The organism is Chitinophaga jiangningensis (genome assembly GCF_900142605.1).
Classification (GTDB): Bacteria; Bacteroidota; Bacteroidia; order Chitinophagales; family Chitinophagaceae; genus Chitinophaga; species Chitinophaga jiangningensis.
The window spans coordinates 188,878-208,216 of sequence record NZ_FRBL01000011.1; the positions used below are offsets into that span (position 1 = coordinate 188,878).

Here is a 19,339-nt window from a genome sequence, read left to right on the forward strand (position 1 = left end):
AATTATAATCATGGAACTCTGGCAACAAATAATCAACACCGCCTTGCTGGGCACGGACAAGCAGGCCTTACCTCCTATCCCTGCCGATGATGAGCTGGGCGCCGCACTCGCCGTTATCCGCCACGATACGGGTAACGACCGGGAAGATGTACTCCTGAAAACAGGGGCCGTGCTGTTCAATTACCGCCAGGCCGGCACCACCGCCATGCCCGCAGATGAGCTGCTCCCCAATACTGCAGCGCCGGAAACCCGCGCCTATTGCAGCCCAGAGGCGGTAGCCAGTTTGCAGGAAGCAATGGACCTCGGCTCCAACGCCCTTACCAAACACTGGCTGGAACTCTGTGCGGACGCTGGTTACCTCCTACCGCCTGCCATGCTGCCACTGCTGATGGACAAAGCCACCGGCAGCAAACAACTACGCGCACCATTGATGAAATGCTGCGGTAACAGAGGGCTGTGGCTCGCCCAACTCAATCCCGACTGGCACCTGCTGCTGCCTGGCCACGAAATCGAGATCAATGCCGACACCTGGGAAACCGGCACCCTGCCACAACGCTGTGAGGCCCTTACGCAAAGACGCGCCGAAGATCCCGAAGCCGCCCTCACTATGCTCATGGAAACATGGAAGCAGGAAAACGCCGCTACCAGGGCAGCCCTGCTGGAATGCCTGCAAACTGAATTAAACCCCAACGACATACCCTGGCTGCAACAGCTCACCGCTGATAAAAGTCTGAAAGTAAAAGAAAAAGCATGGGAGCTCCTGCGCAAACTGCCACAGAGTGAAATTGTGCAATCGTACCAGCAGCTGGTTGCTGCTGCCATTAACAGTATCGATGGCAATATTTTCATTTCTGAACTGCAACTGCCCCTGCCGGCAAATATTTACCAGTCCGGCATTGATAAGCTTCCTCCTTCCGCCCTTCATATGAGTGATGAAACATACCAGTTGCAGCAACTGGTGGCGCAGGTTCCCTGCTCTTTTTTAAGTACACACCTGGCCCTTCCGCCGGCAACCTGTGTAACCCAGCTGGCCTCCGCCGGCATGGAAGCCGCGCTGCTGAAAGCTGCTATTCACTTTAATGAAACAGCATGGATCAGCCATATACTCGAACAAACAAACACCTTTTACCCGGAAGTATTTCACCTGGCACCTCCTGCCGTACTGGAAGCCTACGCGATGAGGTTCGCCGAAAAAGAGGGCAGCGCCGTCATCCTGCGCATGGGCACCGGCACCACTACCTGGGGACTCGCCATCACGCAGCAGATTTTTAAATTCATTGCCATGCATCCTTACAGCTACAACAGGAACTACTTCCTCGAACTGGCACACCTGCTGCCGGTCGACATCCTGCATACCGACGAAAAAAATTATTTCGGCGATATCCTCTACAACCAGCAGGCATGGAAAAGCCTGAAAGAAAAACTCTTTGAACTCATTGCCTGCAAAGCAGCCATACAACAACATTTATCGCTACCTTAAAAACTATTGACATGTCAAATATCCTTCGCCAACATGCGGAAGTGCTATATGCCACCGAACTGGAAGAACTCAGAAAACAGGACCACGATAAAAGGCCTTTTAACTGGAGTATGTCGCCCCAATCCGTAGTTACCTACCTCACCGGTGGTACGCTCAAAAACGGACTGGAAATAACGCCTAAATACATCGGCAACCGCCGCCTCATGGAAATTGCCGTAGCCACCCTGGCCACCGACCGCGCCCTGCTGCTGTACGGCCTCCCCGGCACCGCCAAAAGCTGGGTGAGCGAACACCTGGCAGCAGCCATCAGCGGCGACTCCACCCTCATCGTACAGGGTACCGCCGGCACCAGCGAGGAAAGTATCCGCTATGGCTGGAACTACGCCCGCCTGCTGTCCGAAGGACCTTCAGAACGGGCGATCGTGGAAACACCGGTGATGCGCGCCATGCGCGACGGAAAAATTGCCCGCATAGAAGAACTGACGCGTATAGGCGCCGACGTGCAGGACACACTGATCACCATACTCTCCGAAAAATCCCTCCCGATTCCTGAACTCAACACCGAAGTACAGGCTACCCGCGGGTTTAATATGATCGCTACTGCCAACAACCGCGATAAAGGAGTGAACGACCTTTCCTCTGCGCTGAAGCGTAGGTTCAATACCGTTATCCTTCCCGTGCCGGATTCAATGGAAGAAGAAATCGACATTGTTACCCGGAGGGTAGAAAGCTTTGAAAAAGTAATGGAGCTGCCGGCAGAAAAGCCGGCCTTGCAGGAAATACGCCGCATCGTTACCATCTTCAGGGAGCTGCGCAGCGGCATCACCAACGATGGCAAAACAAAGCTCAAATCACCTACAGGTACGCTGAGCACCGCCGAAGCCATTTCAGTAGTCAATAACGGCCTTGCCCTGGCGGCTTATTTCGGGGATGGCCGACTCAATGCGGCCGACCTCGCAGCAGGCATCATAGGCGCCGTAGTGAAAGATCCGGTGCAGGACAAACTCGTATGGCAGGAATACCTGGAAACAGTAGTGAAGCCAAGGGAAGAATGGAAAGATATTTACCGTGCCTGCAGAGACCTGGGCGCCTGAACCTGAAAATATAACCTCAATATGTCTGTTCATATACTCGGCATCAGGCACCATGGCCCCGGCTCCGCACGAAATGTGCGCGCCTGCCTGGAAGCATTACAGCCGGATATTGTTTTAGTAGAAGGACCACCGGAGGCCGATCCGCTGCTGCAATGGGTGGGGCACGATATGCTGCAGCCACCGGTAGCCATCCTTGCCTATGAGCCGGAAATACCTGCGCATAGCGCCTTCTACCCCTTTGCTACCTACTCACCGGAATGGCAGGCCATTACGTATGCCCGTAGCCGTAATATTCCGGTGAAATTCATGGACCTGCCACTCACCCACGTGTTTGCACTGGAAAATGAAAAAACGCCGGAAGAAGAAGCGCCACCAGCAGACGCTCCGGCGTACCACTTCGACCCTATTGCACTGCTGGCCACGGCGGATGGATATGAAGATGCGGAAGCCTGGTGGGATCATATGTTTGAATACCGTCGCAACAACGAAGGCATTTTCGATGCCGTCATGGAATCCATGGAGCTGCTGCGCGAAGAACTCAGCAGCAGAAACGACGCCATGAACCAGCTCCGCGAGGCCTGGATGCGTAAACTGATCCGCCAGGCACAAAAAGAAATGTACACGGAAATAGCCGTGGTATGCGGCGCCTGGCATGCACCGGCATTAAAGCATATGCCACCTGCCAAAGCAGATAATGAGCTGCTGAAAGGCCTCCCAAAAGTAAAGATAGCCTGCAGCTGGACACCCTGGACGTTTGAGCGGCTGAGCAGTCAAAGCGGTTATCGTGCCGGCATCACTTCTCCCGGCTGGTACCTGCATAAATGGGAGTTCCCTGATGATAATGGTACCCGCTGGCTTACAAATGTGGCGCGACTCTTCAGGGAAAAACAAATGGACATCTCCACGGCGCACGTAATGGAGGCGGTACGCCTCAGCAATGCCCTGGCAGCCATGCGCGCCTTACCTATGCCTGCTTTGGAGGAACTCAATGAGGCCACCGTTTCCGTTTTATGCAACGGCGATACCATGCCCATGCAGCTGATCCAACAGCAACTCATTGTGAGTAACCACATCGGCGCCGTACCGGATGATGTGCCCAAAGCACCGCTGCAGGCAGATATTGAGAAACAACAGAAAAAGCTGCGCCTCCCGCTCACTGCAGATTACAAGGATTACCAACTGGATCTCCGCGAAGCAAACGACCTGCAAAGAAGCATCCTCCTGCACCGCCTGCAACTGCTGGATATCAACTGGGGCGAGCAGCGCCACGCAGACGGCAAAGGTACCTTTAAAGAACAATGGCGGCTTCAATGGGAACCTGCACTGGCCGTGGACATCATCGACAAAAGCTGCTGGGGAAATACGCTGATCGATGCCGCCAACGCCTTCGTAACGGATACGGCTGCACGTAGCCAGCAACTCAAAGATATTTGTCGCCTGCTGGAAAACTCCATCCCTGCCGACCTGCCGGAAGCGACTGCCACACTTATCAACCGGGTCAATAACATGGCGGCCACCAATCACGATGTGGTGCAGCTGATAGACGTACTACCGCCACTGGTGAGCATCACCCGCTACGGCAACGTGCGTAAAACAGATGCCGGCCTGGTGCTTGGCATATTGGAAAGCATCATCACCCGCATCTGCATCAACCTCCCCGCCGCCAGCACCCACCTGGCGGAAGATGCTGCCACCGTTATGCTGGATCAGTATTACGCCATGAATGATGCGGTACAAACGCTGGCCAACGAAACACTCACGGCGCAATGGCAACAGGCCCTGCAAAAGATAATGAACGATGCACAATCGGCACGCAGCCTCGCGGGATACGCCACCAGGCTGCTGAACGATAGCCGCCATATTTCAGCGGAAGCATTGCTGCAGGTATTCAGTTTAGCCATGTCCGTTAGTAACGATCCTACTGCCGCCGCCCTATGGCTGGAAGGATTTCTGAAAGGAAGCGGCACCCTGCTGCTGGTAGATGATTCACTGTTTGCACTGCTGCGCAACTGGATGCAGCAACTGGAAGAAGAACATTTCATGCAGGCATTGCCACTCCTGAGGCGCGCGTTCTCCGCCTTCTCCGGCCCGGAGCGCCGGCAGATCGGAGAAAAGGTTAAACAGGGCGGGCAAAGCAGGTCCGCCGGCAATAATGATTCCTACACTTATGCCCCGCGGGCTGTGAAAGGCATCCCGGTCATCATGCAACTGCTGGGCTATCATCTCACAGAAAAAAAACAGGAACATGCATAGCAACAATGAACTAAGGAAGTGGAGAATGATACTGGGCAGCGACAAAAATGACGGTACCGGCTGCCAGCTCAGTGCCGGCGATATGCGCATTGATCAAACGCTGGAAGCCCTGTATGATAACCAACGTCAGGGCGGCCTCGGACCATCGTCCCCGAACGTAAGCCGCTGGCTGGGGGACATTCGTACCTTCTTTCCCGCCTCTGTGGTAAAAGTAATGCAACAGGATGCGCTCAAGCGGCTGAACCTGACACAAATGCTGCTGGAAAAAGAAATCCTGGAGAATGCGGATGCGGACGTACACCTGGTAGCCACCCTCCTTTCCTTAAGTAAAGTGATACCCGAAAAAACAAAGTCCACCGCCAGGATGGTGGTACAAAAAGTAGTGGATGAATTACTGCGGAAATTACAATCCCCTATGCAGCAAGCCGTCACAGGAGCGCTTAACCGCAGCATCCGGAACACACGCCCACGCCACAACGAAATTAACTGGTCACTCACCATCCGTAAAAATCTGCGTCACTACCAGCCGGCATACCAAACTATTATCCCGGAAACTAAAATTGGCGACGGCCGCAAACGCAGTGCCCTCAAAGATGTGATCCTTTGTTTGGACCAAAGCGGCTCCATGGGCACCTCCGTGGTATACAGCGGTATTTTTGGCGCCGTGATGGCATCCATACCTGCCCTGCAAACGAAAATGGTGGTATTTGATACCGCCGTGGCGGACCTTACCGAGCAACTCACCGATCCGGTGGACCTCCTGTTTGGTGTACAACTGGGCGGCGGTACCGATATCCAGCTGGCCCTTACCTATTGTCAACAACAGATTACCCGTCCTGCGGATACGGTGATGGTACTCATCACCGACTTATACGAAGGTGGCAACCCGGCCAACATGCGCAAGCGTGCAGCCGAACTCGTTAGTGCCGGGGTACAGCTGATTGTACTCCTCGCCCTGAATGATGAGGGCGCACCGTCCTATGATCATGAAAATGCACAGTTTCTGGCGGACCTGGGCGTGCCCGTATTTGCCTGTACACCGGATAGGTTTCCTGGCCTGATGGCCGCAGCCCTTTCCAAACACGACATTCACCAATGGCTAAATACCCATTAACCTGAATTTGCGTCCGCCGGAGGCGGACGCAAATTCAGGTTGGGTCTGGGCCGAAGGCTCAGACCCAACCTGGTTAAAATTCATAACGGGCGCCTACCTGTATTTGCCATGGATTACCACCCGGCGATACCGTACCGCTGTTTGTATTTACGTTGTATTTATACGCCAGGTTAGCATAGTCAAATCCACCGAGGGAATAAATGTTCTGCTTACCCAGGTTTTTGCTGGTACCCCACGACTTATTAAAAATATTCGCGAGGTTGAAGATGTCGCACGAAAGCTCCATCCGCTGCTTTTTAGTGAAGTTGAATTTCTTGGAAATACGCACATCCCAAACACCATAGAAAGGATTCACACCGCCGTTTCTTTCAGCAACCCTGCCCATGCTGGCGCGCACGTAATCCTTGTAGCCGGAGCTGACGGCAGGATTATCCAGAATTGCCTGGATGCCTTTGCGGTATGCCTCCGGAACGGCTGTATTATTTACATCAAACACATAGGCGAGGTCGTTGGAGTTAACGAAGTCGCCGTTTACGTTACCTGATACAGCAAGACTATACCGCGTACCGCCTATACCGGAATAACGCAATCCCACGTTGAAACCCGCGAAGGTAGGAGACGTACCGTAGAACACCACCTTATGACGGAACTGGTTATCGCTGTATGTCATATGACTCAGGTCACGCGGATCATCTTTCACCATCACCGACAATGTAGCGGTATTAGCCACGTCCCCGTTGTAGGAAGTATTATCCCTCGCATCGTTCCAGGTATAGCTGAAAGAAACCTCACCGTCTTTCCAGTAGCGGTAGGTAGCGTCCACCACAAAAGCGAACTGGTTTACCTTACCATCGCTGTTGAGTTCCAGCACACGGCCCACGTTAGTACTTTTACGGCCCTTTTGCCAGTCGGTAGCGCCGTTGGTAGTGATGATGGAAGCAGCCGGCACATACACGCCTCTGTTGCCTTCCTGCGCCAGCGTGAAGAATGGCTGGTCCACCATGTTACGGTCTACATACATATAGTTATGCCGCGCGATGGTGGTGAAGAAGGTCAAACCGGCTTTAAAGTTTTCAGTAAAGAAGTGATTATAGGAAATGTTTGCTTTATACACCACCGGAATCCTTGCTTCCTTTCCATTCATGTTTATGGTCCCTTGTTTGGCCAGGCCCAGCTGGTCAAACAGTTCTTTACCGGGAGCGGTGGAAGGATCTTTCCGGTAACCTGTGAAGTTCGGAGTAGGCACGCCTGCCCCGGTGATATCCACGGTCCATACCTTGGTACCATCAAACAACATGTTGTTGATCATCGCGTAGTTGTTGATATCGGAGCCGAAAATAGCGGCGCCGAAGCGGAGGTAGTCGGTATGTTTTTCGTTGATATCCCAGTTGAACTGCAGCCGCGGCTGGATCTGAAAAGTATTCAGTCCGCGGTTGGTCTGTAGTCCCAGTTCTTTATCAACAGTTTCATTGTAATTCGGTTTTTTGAGATACGTGGTATAATCTGCACGGATACCGGCAGTCATTTCCAGTCCCGGCGCCAGCTTCGTTTGCATCTGTGCATACAGCGCTGCGGCCACAATGCCTTGTTTCACACTCGGATCATCGGAGAGTGCCACTTCGCGGGCATAGCGGTAGGGCGTCATGTTATTGAAATTATCCATACCGGTGAAGTAGAAGCGGCCATTCATTTCGGAACCATACAGCGAGTTCATGTGACTGTACATGATGTCGGTACCAAAAGTAAAGTTAGCCTTGTTCGTACTGTAGTACACGTTATCTACCAACTGAAACACGTTGTTATAAAAATGTTCAGGAGAGAAGCGTTGTCCACCGAGCTGGATATTTGTAAAGAGAGAGGTAGTGCCCGCACGTTTGGTTTCCACTCTTTCCACTATGGCACGGGGGATGTTAGCTGCAGGCAGCTGACTGCCGGGCGAACTTTTTTCATAGGTGTATAGATGCTGGAATTTCAACTCGTTGGTGAACTTTGGGTTCACTACGGTACGCAGGGTAGCAAGCAGACTGTTATTAATCGCCTGTGCATCCGCATACACCTCATACAGGTTGATGGAAGTATTGTCATCCCTGCCGAGTGGGGCGCGGTCATTAATGTAGTTATCGCGAATGGTAAGGAGGTTCTTTTCATTAATCTGCCAGTCGATACGTGCAAAGCCCGCATCGGTACCTCTTTTCTTGTTAAAAGACCCTGTTTGCTGGGAGCTGGCCACCCCGTACTTTGTGCGGGCAATATCGAGGTACTGGTCAAGGGTAGCCTGGTTGATGCCGAGTCGCGCTTCATCCGCAGGGGATTTGATATCGGCGATCAGCAGGGGCCTTACATCCGCCTGGTGGTCCCAGCCGATGAAGAAGTGCAGCTTGTCTTTGATCAATGGGCCGGAGAGCGTGGCACCATACTGATAGGTGGAGAAGTCGTTGGTACGCCGTGCCCCGCGTGCGTCGTACCTGCTGGACAGCCAGTCGTTTCGCATGTACATGAAAGCGCTGCCATGCATTTCGTTGGTACCCGCTTTGGTTACGGCGCTGATGGTACCACCACCGCTGCGGCCGTAGGTAACATCGTACTGGTTGGTCACCACTTTAAACTCGCGGATGGTTTCCATGGACAGGGCGTAAGGGCCGCCGATTCTGGCGTTGGTGCCGCTGCTGGAAGTGGGATTTTTAGCCGAAGTGCCATCGATGGTAATGTTGGTGGAGGAACCTAGCTGGCCGGCCAGGTTAGAGCCGCTGCTTAGCGGCGAGAGATCGATCAGCGAAGAAAAGTTACGGCCGTTTACCGGGAGGCGGGCGATGTCGCGCCCTGTAACGGTGGTGGCCGCACCAAAGTTCTCGGTTTTGTTTTTCAGTCCGGAGGCAGTCACTTTCACTTCGTTGATGTTTACGGACGAGGATTGGAGTACTGCTTTGATACGTACCAGGTCGCCCTGGTTGAGCGTATAACCGGTTAGTTTTTGCGCGCCGTACCCAACAGAAGAAATACTGATGGAATACGGACCTCCCAGGGGCAACTCCTTGAAGTTGAATTCCCCTTTGGCATTGGTGACCGTTCTGCTGGTGAAGCCGGTGGATTCGTTACGAATCAGCACGGAGGCTCCCGGTATCAGTTGTTTGGCATCATCTGACACCGTTCCGGCCACTGAAGCCTGCGTAGTTTGGGCATACAGGTGCAGTGAAAAAAGACAGCATAATACGAATGATAAGGCAACACTACATACAGCTTTCATATGGCTTGATTTGATTGATAAGCAGAGTGTATTTACAATTGCATTTTGTTGGAATCCGGTGTTCACTGATTGACATAACGTAGCATTCACATGGTGCACATGTTTACTGAAAGTAGAAATTAAATTTCAGGGTACATAATTTTTTGAAAGATTTTTTTGGCTGGAATTGCTCTGCCCGTCTACTTTTTAACACATTTCACAGTCCGTCGGCTGAGGTAGCGGATCAGGAAGAAAATGGAGGTCGCCTGGCTCTCCATTTCCTTCGTAAAAGGTCAGCAGGACTTCAATACTACGGTGAGGAGTAAACGAAGTTTTCCGGCCAGGTAAAAACTAAATACATCCGGTCGTAAATCGAAATAGGTAATCACCTGATCTTCATGATCTACAAAACTGATGCGGTATAATTTAACCAGGCGGTGTACGGATACATGCGTGAGCGTTACCTGCTTCACTCTATCGAACGGTACCTCGGATACAGGAGGGGTGTTATAAAACTGATGGAGCCGTTGCAACCGGAAAACTCTTGCTTTCAGGTCAATGTCCACGTATTGCTGTCCGAAGGTAACCAGGTAGATATCACGGCCGGTGATGATACAAAACAGCAGTAACAGCGGCGGGGCCAGCCAGGAGTCGAGCCCATAGAGGAGTACATATCCCCCATACGCCAGGGGTACAACATACAACGCCATCCATACGGCCTTCACAAATAATCGCTCATCCCCCAGCGGACGGATGATAACGGTTTCCGGAAGCACTTCCAGGAAATTTCCGGCTCTGGAACGGGCAGCCAGCTGGCGCAGGCCTTCGATGGTTCGCTGTAATCGTGATAATGGCATTTGACTGGGGTTTAGTGTAACAGCGGAATTACATGGTTCTATAAATTACTACATACCACTGCATTATCACGGGAGTGATGAGATATGAAAAAAATATATCTTTGAAGCCTTCAATCACAAAATATTATGAAACCACTCCTTGTTTTAATAACTACCTTTTTTATTGCCCTGCTGGCACTTCACTTTATACACGGCGGTTACGAGTGGGCGTTTGCAGGTCGTATAGCCATGGCCGTCATGTTGTTTTTTACTGCCAGCGCTCATTTTGCTTTTACAAAGGGTATGGAGATGATGATGCCGCCCGGCATACCGTTTAAGAAGGGGCTCGTTTATATCACGGGGATACTGGAGATAATGGGCGGCATAGGTTTACTGCTGCCAGGATGGGCACACCTGACCGGCATCTGCCTGATAATATTTTTCCTGGCGGTATTGCCGGCTAACATTTATGCGGCGCTGAAGCAGGTGGATTACCAGAAGGGCACCAACAATGGAAATGGTATACCATATCTCTGGTTCAGGATTCCGTTGCAGCTGCTGTTTATTATCTGGGTATACTTCAGTGCTGTAGCGGTGTAGCACTACAGCCACCTCTTCTTCCCAAATGCATAGGATACCGTCAGCGATGGTCCGTTGTAGCCCCATTTGAGTTTGCCCTGCAGGTGGTCGCGGGTAGCATCCACATTAAAGTTGAATCCGGTATATCCGATGGCTGCTTCCAGGCGAGGAATGATGCGATAACTTACCATCAGGTTCCCGCTAAGGATACGTCCTGTAATATCATCAATAGAAAGTTTCAGCCAGCTGAATTCACCGTTCACGGCTATACGGTCTGTGATCGCATATCCGCCCCAGATGCCTACATCCGGTAACGGCGCCGTAATAGAGAAACGTTCCGTTCTGTTGTTGATGTTATTACCGGTCAGTTCCATGCCAATGCCGAGGCCTACCATGTGTGCACCAACGAGTACACCTACCTCATATTTCGAACTTTGCAGGAAAGCAAAGCCGTAGGATATCCGGTATATATCGGTATTAAACCAGGCATGTACGGAAGAGTTAATGTTGTAGGTTTGGTCACCGAATTGAATATCTTTTTTCAAAGTATAATCTGAAGTCCGCCGGATGCTGGCATACTTAAAATCGAGCCGCGACCTGCGGGATATGCGCCATTGGAAATCTCCGAGGAATGTGGCGGTGTTTTTATTAAACCCGAGGTCATCTTCAAAGTTAATATCGGTGCCGGTGGTACCAGAGGCATTTTCCAGGGTAACATCGGTATTGTTCACTACAAAAAATAATCCTGCCGATACTTTAAAACGGTTTACAAACCAGGGAGCCTGGTGTTTGTATTCAGGAGGGTCCTGGCTCACCGTCATGGTTGGATTTGTTTCCTGGGCGAAGGTGTTTCTGCTAATGAGCAATATGGTAATTAATCCGGTATAAAGCAACAGCGTTTTCATAAGATACGATGGTTTTGAATAGAAGCCGTCTCAAAACAAGAGACGGCTTCTTTTTTAGATCGTGTTAGTATTATATTGATTTCTTGATTTTCGTTTTAATAAAAATAGTTTCAGGATGATTTTTACGCTATTTTCTTTCTCAGGTTGTGTGCCAAGGCGATTAATCCCATTTCAATACTAACTTTTTCCATGCCTTTGAGCATAAATCGTTTAAAGCCATGGTTATGCTTAATATTAGCGAAGACTGGCTCCACATCATAACAACGTTGTTTACGCTTCTGCACCCCTTTTTTCGTTGTTAATCGTTTATCTGCCAAGGCTTTAAGTCGATTTAGATTATGATTTACTTCTATGATCCGATTAGTTTGCTGATCATGGCAACTGTGGCGCAATAAGCAGCCATCACATTTTCTTGCCTGATATGTTGTTATGGTTTGCCTAAAGCCGTTTTTGGTCGCTTTCAGGAAGGATTTCTTTCTATACATTCGCCCCCCGGCAGGGCATGTGTAGTAATCTTTTTCAGCATTATGACTTAGGTTCCCTGCTTTGAACTTTTCTTTCTCTTTGGTTGACTGGTGCTGGTTTCGATCGAAGGAGTTATGTTTGACATATGCGGTAATACGCTTTTTCTCTAACCATTGATAATTTTGTTCGCTGCCATATCCTGCATCCGTTGTAATGTTAGTAGGGGCGCGTCTATATAATTCAATGTGTTGTTGTAGATGACTGATTAGAGTGGACGTATCTGTTGTTTGTTGATGTAAGCTGTAGTTTACAATATATTGATTATTAGTACTGATCTGGAGGTTATACGCTGGTTTTAGTTGCCCATTTCTCATGTGATCCTCTTTCAGACGCATAAATGTTGCCGATGGGTCGGTCTTACTATAGCTGTTGCGAGTACCTAAAATTTCTTCCTGTTGAGCATACTTTTTTAGAGCCGAAGGCCAGTTACGACGGGCATAGTTAAGCTTCTGCTTAATCTGTTTATCAACAGGCTTATCCTTGATAGCATTATTGATGGCTGCAATGGTTTTTTCCACCTTTTCACTGTCGATTTTATCATAACCAGAAGGGTCCGTATCGTCGTCCAGCTCGGTAGCAGCCACAGATTGAGCGTATTTCCATAAGTCATTAAGTTGTTGTTTGATCTTTTCTTTGCTATACTTAATACCATTGCTCCATACAAAACTATAGCGATTAGCCTGTGACTCTATCTTTGTTCCATCGGTATAAAGCTCTTTTATGTTTAATAACCCCTCTTCGCATAGCAGCAACACTACCTGGGTGAATATTGGCTGCAAGACCTTCTGTAGGCGCTCTCCCCTAAACCGGTTTATGGTATTATGATCAGGTTTACTCATCCCGCTAAGCCACATAAAATGAATGTTCTGCCCTAAAGCCTCTTCTATTTTACGACTGCTGTAAATATTATTTATATAGGAATAAATAAGGACTTTTAACAGCATCCTGGGATGATAACTACTGGTTCCTCCGGATTTGTATCGCTTCAATAATAAACTAATGTCGATCCTCTCAATAACATCATTTACCACCCGAACCGGATGGTTTTCTGTGATCATATCACCTATCTCTGGCGGAAAAAGCATCGCCTGGTGCTGTAGGTTGGCTTTAAATACGACTGAAAGTGTTTTTCCTTTGGGCATAATATATGAACGGAAAATACTAACACAGAGATTTCCCTCCCCAAAAAAAAAGAGGATGTCTTTTGAGACACCCTCTATTCATTTGTGGAAGTGCCGCAGGCACTTCCACAAATGAATGAATGGTTACTTTGATTTAATAAACGAACCATTTTTATCAAAGAACAAACGTTTGGTATCACCGCCTTTAGCAACGGTTACTTCCCAGTCTGCATTAATTTTATTCGGTTCTATAAACCTTTTTACCTTGTCTTTAGTGATGTTGTAACCTTTATAGTTGGTAACAATATAGGTAGTGATGGTACGTGGCAGTGCTACGTTTTTCGCTACTTCATTGGCCCTGATCAGGTTACCTTTTTTGTCGTACAGTGCTTCCAGGTTCATACCGGTACCGGAGAGGTATAAAGTGTAGTACTGTTCATCACCGGTAGGTTTATGCAGCTCATCTATTTCCCAGTCTTTTTTATACGTTTTGGTAGGAATTTTCACGATGTCTTTCAGATTTGCACTTGGGAATTTCTTTTTGTAGGCTGCCACTACTTCAGGTGGCAGCTGGTCTGATTTGATACGTTCTGCTTTCAACAGGGTTTCCTGGTCCTGTGCAGTGGCGCCCAGCGCAACTGCTACCAGTAACATAACAAGAGTCAGGCCTTTTTTCAACGTTTTCATACTAGTAGGATTTAAGATGAATGAATGGTATTATTTAAACGTTTTTTTATCGTGCACCAATGGGTATACCTACTGCCACCAGGAACTGCCGGTTTTTGCCACGCATATCTCCTTTATAAATATTCCCGAGTCCCAGGTTGTACTGGGCATTCAGCCGGATACCTTTTCCTTTCATGAGTGTATACTGAATATCGAAGGTGGCGCCTCCGTCGATCCGGTGAATATCATCTTTTGCATTATAGGTATAACTGAGCTTACCATTGTCCGTTCCCTTTTCATAGATATCTTTTGCTACGGTGCGGATGGCGCCATAAGGCCCAACAGCGATCCCGAAAGAGGGGGTAAAGCGATAGCGTATCATTGGTGAGAAGGACATATAGACAATCTTCCTCGTGAACTCCTCTCCTACCAGCTCCGGCGCATCTGGCGCTTTAAAGGAGTTTTCATAGTAAATCGCATTGGCTCCCTTGGGCGATTTCATAATAATATCCATGGCGAGCTGCCAGTTTGTATTCAGGTCGTAAGTGGTATATGCGCCAATGGCAAAGCCGTAGCGGGGTTGTTCGCCGCTGGCGTTTTCCAGGTAACTGCCGGAGGCTCCCACGATAATACCTACGTGTAACCTGGTAGATGTTATTTTTTTCCCGAAAAGCAACGCGATTAACGCCTGTCCGGAAGCCACCTGTATGGCGAAAGAGGTAGTAAATACCGCTAAAAAAATGATATGTTTTATTTTAACCATGCGCTTCCGAATTGAATGTAAAAGCCCCATTGTTCGGGACCCCTGGCAATGTCTGCCCCCATATATAACTTAAATTTTCTTGCAAGCAGATACCGGAATCCCGTACCGTAGTTGTAGCTCCAGGGAGCATCGCCGAATTGATCATACTCATCGAAAGCCTTGCCCACACCGGTAAAGAATACGGCGCTCCATCGGCTGAAAACATTCCATCGTTGCTCGGTTTCAATCAGTGCATTGGTTTTTCCCTGGTACCTTCCTTTGGGTATACCCCGCAAATCAATCGAGGGTTTAAAATAAAAAGGGATATCCCCTATAACCTGCTGGAAGTCGCCCCGGAGGCCGCACACCCACTTTTCCCTCCTACCAATGGGGATATACTGATACACGAAACCATTGAGATGTGTGTACTCCATATCGCTGCCAAAAACATTGTAGGAGAAATTACCGTCCACATGAATTTTGGTGCCTTTATTCGGCGTGAAAATATTATCTCTGTTATCGAACTCTACTAATACTCCCGGAATACTGCTGATGTTCTTAAACTCTTTCGGATGAAAAAGTGAGTCAGGTAGCAGATGATCAGTGAGTTTTGCCGTAGTTTTCACAAAGAAATATTGTAGTCCGGCCGACCAGTTGCTATACCCTATCTGGCGCTGTACCCGGAGAAAGGCCGGGATGCTTTTGGTATTGGTGCCATACTTTACTTCACCCACAAGCGGCAACGTTTTGTAATAGTTCATGTTCAGACTGGCATAGCCGGCAAAAACCTTATAGCTCAATCTCCATTTAACAATAGTACCACTACGAAACAGCCCTGCTCCCCAGCTTTTGCTATCGGTATAAAAAGCCAACCCACCGGTGATATCGGGCCGGATGGGAGCCAGCCGCTTCTCTCCAGGTTTATATGATGGTTGTTCATGCTTATGCATTAAGATCGGGGCAATGGCTCCACCGAAACCCAGAGCAGGCTCTGTAATAATGTATGGAACGGGAATAAAACCATTGGCATTGATCATCCAGTCGCTAAAGTCAATAGCATGATCGAGGGAATCCCTCAGGGAAAACTTCCACTTTGGCTTTACAGGAATGCTGTCCTGGGCGTACGAATGCATGGAGCAGCCCAAAAGCAGCAGCAGTAACTGCACCGCAGCTATTCGACGGATCAATAACCGGTATGTGTTCATGCAACAGATAATCTTTTTCGTAATTAATCGGGATTATCATTGTGTGAGATTGCTACTGTGTATGCCTGGTAGAGTACTTAATAAACAGCACGGACAAGCAAATAGTTTTCAAAGGGATAGAAAATTATCTTCAATCGTAATAAAATATTTATTTGTTTGAACTTTTTGAATTTGTGACCGTTATAATCATCATAACATCCACTTCTGAAAGAAGGAGAATTAGCAAAACCCGCCCTAAGTATAGCAGCATTATCATCATCTTCACTGCAGGTCCTCCTGCTCACGTTACTTATTTATAATACATGTTGGAAAAATAAAAATGTCGCTATGAAAAGACTAACAGTACTCCTATTACTAGGACTGGGGCTGTTTGCTTCCTGCCGCAAGGAACCGGACCTCTCCAAGCTTTCCTCCAATTTTGTAGTACAAACTGACAAGGACCCCGCAGCTCAGTTTACGAACTACAAAACGTATTTCATTTCAGATACGATTGCATATCTGTCAACCAACAAAAACGACTCCATACTGGTAGGAGACGGTGCAAAGAAGATTGTAAATGCTATCAAAGACAATCTGAATGCAAGAGGATATACTTTTGTTCCCAAAGCGGCCAAACCTGACCTTGGTATCAATACTGTGGCTGTTAAGGACGTATATGTAGGTGTCGTATATCCTGGCTGGTGGTGGGGATATCCTGGTTATTGGGATCCCTGGTACTGGGGTTGGTACTATCCGTACTACTATCCATGGGCTACAGCTTATTCCATTACAACAGGTAGTGTAATTGTTGAGATGATAGATGTTAAAAATGCATCTGCAGATCAGAAATTTAATGTATTATGGACTGTAAACCTCAATGGTGCACTGGGTTCTGATGCCGCCAACACACAACGTGCGGTGGATGGTATCAACCAGGCATTCGTACAGTCACCATATATTAAAGCCCAATAGTTCACACCAAAATGATTTTTATGAAAAAATATATTCTCCTGGGTGCTATGCTGTTGACCTCTGGTATAAGTGCATTTGCGCAGAGTAATAATAAAATGACCAATCTGTTTGGCTTGTCATGGGAGATCAGTATACCCACCAATAATGAGTTTCTTGATAAAACCAGCCTTGCCGGTGGCAGGTTAGAATACAGACATTTCTTACCCAATGCTCCCGTTTCCTTTGGATTGGGCTTGAGCTGGAACTCTTACGAGCAGTATACCCCTACGCAGACCGTATACTATAAAGATGGTAACTCTGCTATCACTACTGATATGGACAGAGTGATATATACTGTGCCGGTAACAGCTACCGCACACTACTACTTCAACAGCTGGAAACCAGTAATGCCTTACATCGGCGTAGGACTGGGGGCCATGTATGCGGAACAAACTATCTACTACAACATCTTCGAGGATAACACCTATAACTGGGGATTTGTAGTTAGGCCTGAAGTAGGCGTATTAATCAGACCAAACAACGGCAACTGGGGTATCCTGGCAGGTGCGCATTACCAGTATGCTACCAATAAAAATGATTTGTTCGATCAGAACAGCCTGAAAAGCTTCGGCTTTAATGTGGGGTTCTTCCTCAGCAGGTAAAGATTTGATGATTGCTAATTTGTTTATGCTTAGGAACGGCCGTGTCTTTTTCAAGACATGGCCTTTTTGTTTCCTGTAAAGCTTTTAAAGGATTTTAAGTATGCGAAGGCGCCTTCGGCGCCCGGAGAGCGGTCTTTTTTGCACGCAAAGCAGCAAAGCAGGTAAGCAGCTAAGGATTGTGTTTTGTTGTTTGTTGTGTTTGAGTTTGCGTATTAGTCCATCGCCGCAGGCGATGGACTAATACGCGTACGGGGAACGACCGAAGGTCGTTCCCCGTACGTTTGCATAAAACCATAAAAAAGGTGACCTTCCTTTCGGAAGGCCACCTTTTCATATTTCACTTAACACCAGCTTACATTTTCTTAGGGAAAGATTCCATGATTTTGCTTACAGCCTGTGGAATTTTTGTATCCGGATCTTTGATAGGTCCGTCGATCTGACTGTTACCTACCCCCTGCCATAGCAGTTTACGATCACTTCTGTCCACCACATCAATGATAAGGGAACCATCAATGTATTTGTCGACGTTGAAGGTAGTGTTGCTGCTGGCCATACCCATGCCACCACCCCAATAACCATAAGGACGGTAGAAGCCTCCGTAACCGTAGTAATCGGTGTTAGCGGATACGCTCTGACCCTGTTTGGCCACGGTGATAGGATTTACCAGCAAATCCGCAGAGCTGGTATCTGCCTGCGTATAGCCTTTGGCTGTCATGGCTGCGATAATACCCTGATCAATGCGGTTACGGTTTAGTTCACTGACAGACGCCCTGGCATCGCCACGGGTGCCCGGGTTGTACACCGCGAAAGTTTTATAATTCGTGAAATTAGCCTGACTATTGACATCATGCGTCACTTTCAGGGTTGGACCGCAGGCAGCCATTGCCAGCAGCGGGAATGCGAAAATGAGTAGCCTTTTCATATTGTACTTTTTGTTGAATGATTACTGAATTATGATGATAGTTTTTTAAAATGAATAACCGATACTGAACACCGTGCCATAATCCACCTTCTGTGCATCCACGTTAGGTGGCTTGCTGTCGTAATCCACATATACCTGCACATTGGCACTTAAATGCGTAATAATTTTCCAATACAGTGTAACGTTCTGGTCTAAACGAAAACGCCCTTTGTCCGTTAAACTAAAGTACATACCGTTTGAAAACTGCAGCTTGATCTCCGGCTTACCTAACCTGTACAAATAATAGTTGACGAAAACCGGAATCTCCGCAGTAACGGACCTCCCGTTATTGGTAGTATCCGTACTGTACTCCTTTTGACCGGAGATACCGGAAGCCACTCTCAGATCATGTCTCCTGTTCTTTAACAGGATCGGGCCCACCGCTTCTGCCAGCTGATAACGGGCATTCAAACCTAATTCGGTACTACGTTGAAACTGGGCATTGGTGATGGCGAACAGGCGTTTCCAGAACTCGAAATATCCCTGCAACGACAGGTCTGCCTTCTCTATACCTCTATACCCCTCATCCATCGTATACATTAAATCACCTGTGGTAACGAACAACCATTTACGGGTACTGTAGGTCATACTGTGACTTTCATTGATACGACCAATATTACTGGAGCGGGAGTACGAATAACCTAAGCTGGCATTTCCATCCAACCTGGTCCAGAAGCGCTTGTCCAGGTTTTCGATCTGGTCCAGGTCCTGGATAGCCAGTGCGATCGTATCATTAACCCCTACTACTCTTACCCAGCCAGGTGAAATACCGTGTAACAAAATGCCTACATATCGCTTCGTTTGAACTGTTTCAATCAGATATGCTTTACGCCTTGCCGCAACATATTTAATGTCTCTCAGCTTAATAGTCACCAGATCGCCCAATTTGTCGCCGTCGAAGGTCAGTTCTCCTCGCTGTATTTGCTTAAGCTTACCGGTAATCTTATCTCCATTATACAGCTCTATCTCATCCAGAACGTCGGGTTCCAGTTGCTGTGCCATCAATTGCCAGCTGCTGCACAACAGTAATATTGTCATTGACC

The 19,339-nt window shown here is 48.3% G+C and carries 16 protein-coding genes; 7 read left to right on the forward strand and 9 right to left on the reverse strand.

Annotation, left to right across the window (positions count from 1 at the left end):
• Positions 1 to 10: 10 nt before the first annotated feature.
• From BUB18_RS26140 to BUB18_RS26155, 4 genes are read left to right on the forward strand one after another with little or no spacing between them, the layout of a single operon-like run.
• Positions 11 to 1,480 carry a DUF5691 domain-containing protein gene (locus tag BUB18_RS26140; protein WP_073086828.1) on the forward strand — a complete coding sequence of 490 codons (1,470 nt, stop codon included), beginning with the start codon at positions 11 to 13 and terminating at the stop codon, positions 1,478 to 1,480.
• Between the two features lie 11 nt (positions 1,481 to 1,491).
• Positions 1,492 to 2,574, forward strand: a complete 1,083-nt coding sequence (locus tag BUB18_RS26145) for an ATP-binding protein (protein ID WP_073086830.1) — start codon at positions 1,492 to 1,494, stop codon at positions 2,572 to 2,574.
• Between the two features lie 21 nt (positions 2,575 to 2,595).
• Entirely contained in the window at positions 2,596 to 4,827 is a 2,232-nt protein-coding gene (locus BUB18_RS26150) for a DUF5682 family protein (RefSeq protein ID WP_073086832.1), read from the forward strand.
• A complete protein-coding gene (locus BUB18_RS26155) occupies positions 4,820 to 5,941 on the forward strand; it encodes a VWA domain-containing protein (RefSeq protein ID WP_073086834.1) in 1,122 nt (373 codons plus the stop codon). The genes BUB18_RS26150 and BUB18_RS26155 overlap by 8 nt, the downstream gene beginning before the upstream one ends.
• 73 nt (positions 5,942 to 6,014) lie before the next feature.
• Here the strand turns inward: BUB18_RS26155 and BUB18_RS26160 are convergent, their stop codons facing one another.
• Both BUB18_RS26160 and BUB18_RS26165 read right to left on the reverse strand, forming a co-directional pair.
• Positions 6,015 to 9,185, reverse strand: a complete 3,171-nt coding sequence (locus tag BUB18_RS26160; RefSeq protein WP_073086836.1) for a TonB-dependent receptor — start codon at positions 9,183 to 9,185, stop codon at positions 6,015 to 6,017.
• A 272-nt stretch (positions 9,186 to 9,457) separates the two neighbouring features.
• Positions 9,458 to 10,021: a hypothetical protein gene (locus tag BUB18_RS26165; protein ID WP_073086838.1), complete on the reverse strand. Its 564-nt coding sequence runs from the start codon at positions 10,019 to 10,021 to the stop codon at positions 9,458 to 9,460.
• Positions 10,022 to 10,147: 126 nt separating this feature from the next.
• On the opposite strand from BUB18_RS26165, the gene BUB18_RS26170 reads away from it, so the two are divergent.
• Complete coding sequence (locus tag BUB18_RS26170; protein WP_073086840.1) at positions 10,148 to 10,600, forward strand: DoxX family protein; 453 nt, start codon at positions 10,148 to 10,150, stop codon at positions 10,598 to 10,600.
• 2 nt (positions 10,601 to 10,602) lie between these two features.
• Here the strand turns inward: BUB18_RS26170 and BUB18_RS26175 are convergent, their stop codons facing one another.
• The 5 genes from BUB18_RS26175 to BUB18_RS26195 all read right to left on the reverse strand — a co-directional run bounded on the left by BUB18_RS26175 (position 10,603) and on the right by BUB18_RS26195 (position 15,743).
• Positions 10,603 to 11,484, reverse strand: coding sequence for a hypothetical protein (locus BUB18_RS26175; protein ID WP_073086842.1), 882 nt, complete (start codon positions 11,482 to 11,484; stop codon positions 10,603 to 10,605).
• A 122-nt stretch (positions 11,485 to 11,606) separates the two neighbouring features.
• The gene (locus BUB18_RS26180; protein ID WP_073086844.1) at positions 11,607 to 13,151 is read right to left on the reverse strand and encodes an IS1182 family transposase; all 1,545 of its coding nucleotides are present in this window, start codon (positions 13,149 to 13,151) and stop codon (positions 11,607 to 11,609) included.
• A 123-nt stretch (positions 13,152 to 13,274) separates the two neighbouring features.
• Positions 13,275 to 13,817, reverse strand: coding sequence for a PepSY-like domain-containing protein (locus BUB18_RS26185; protein WP_073086846.1), 543 nt, complete (start codon positions 13,815 to 13,817; stop codon positions 13,275 to 13,277).
• Positions 13,818 to 13,863: 46 nt separating this feature from the next.
• Entirely contained in the window at positions 13,864 to 14,559 is a 696-nt protein-coding gene (locus tag BUB18_RS26190; RefSeq protein ID WP_073086848.1) for an outer membrane beta-barrel protein, read from the reverse strand.
• Positions 14,547 to 15,743 (reverse strand): BamA/TamA family outer membrane protein, encoded by a 1,197-nt coding sequence (locus tag BUB18_RS26195; protein WP_073086850.1) that lies wholly within the window; start codon positions 15,741 to 15,743, stop codon positions 14,547 to 14,549. The genes BUB18_RS26190 and BUB18_RS26195 overlap by 13 nt, the downstream gene beginning before the upstream one ends.
• Positions 15,744 to 16,070: 327 nt before the next feature.
• Between BUB18_RS26195 and BUB18_RS26200 the strand changes: the two genes are divergently transcribed.
• Together BUB18_RS26200 and BUB18_RS26205 are read left to right on the forward strand one after the other, a co-directional pair.
• Positions 16,071 to 16,694 (forward strand): DUF4136 domain-containing protein, encoded by a 624-nt coding sequence (locus BUB18_RS26200; protein ID WP_073086852.1) that lies wholly within the window; start codon positions 16,071 to 16,073, stop codon positions 16,692 to 16,694.
• Between the two features lie 20 nt (positions 16,695 to 16,714).
• Positions 16,715 to 17,335 (forward strand): outer membrane beta-barrel protein, encoded by a 621-nt coding sequence (locus BUB18_RS26205; RefSeq protein ID WP_073086854.1) that lies wholly within the window; start codon positions 16,715 to 16,717, stop codon positions 17,333 to 17,335.
• 352 nt (positions 17,336 to 17,687) lie between these two features.
• Here the strand turns inward: BUB18_RS26205 and BUB18_RS26210 are convergent, their stop codons facing one another.
• Positions 17,688 to 18,257 carry a DUF4136 domain-containing protein gene (locus BUB18_RS26210; RefSeq protein WP_073086856.1) on the reverse strand — a complete coding sequence of 190 codons (570 nt, stop codon included), beginning with the start codon at positions 18,255 to 18,257 and terminating at the stop codon, positions 17,688 to 17,690.
• A 45-nt stretch (positions 18,258 to 18,302) separates the two neighbouring features.
• Positions 18,303 to 19,334: a DUF481 domain-containing protein gene (locus tag BUB18_RS26215; protein WP_178372215.1), complete on the reverse strand. Its 1,032-nt coding sequence runs from the start codon at positions 19,332 to 19,334 to the stop codon at positions 18,303 to 18,305.
• Positions 19,335 to 19,339 lie beyond the last annotated feature (5 nt).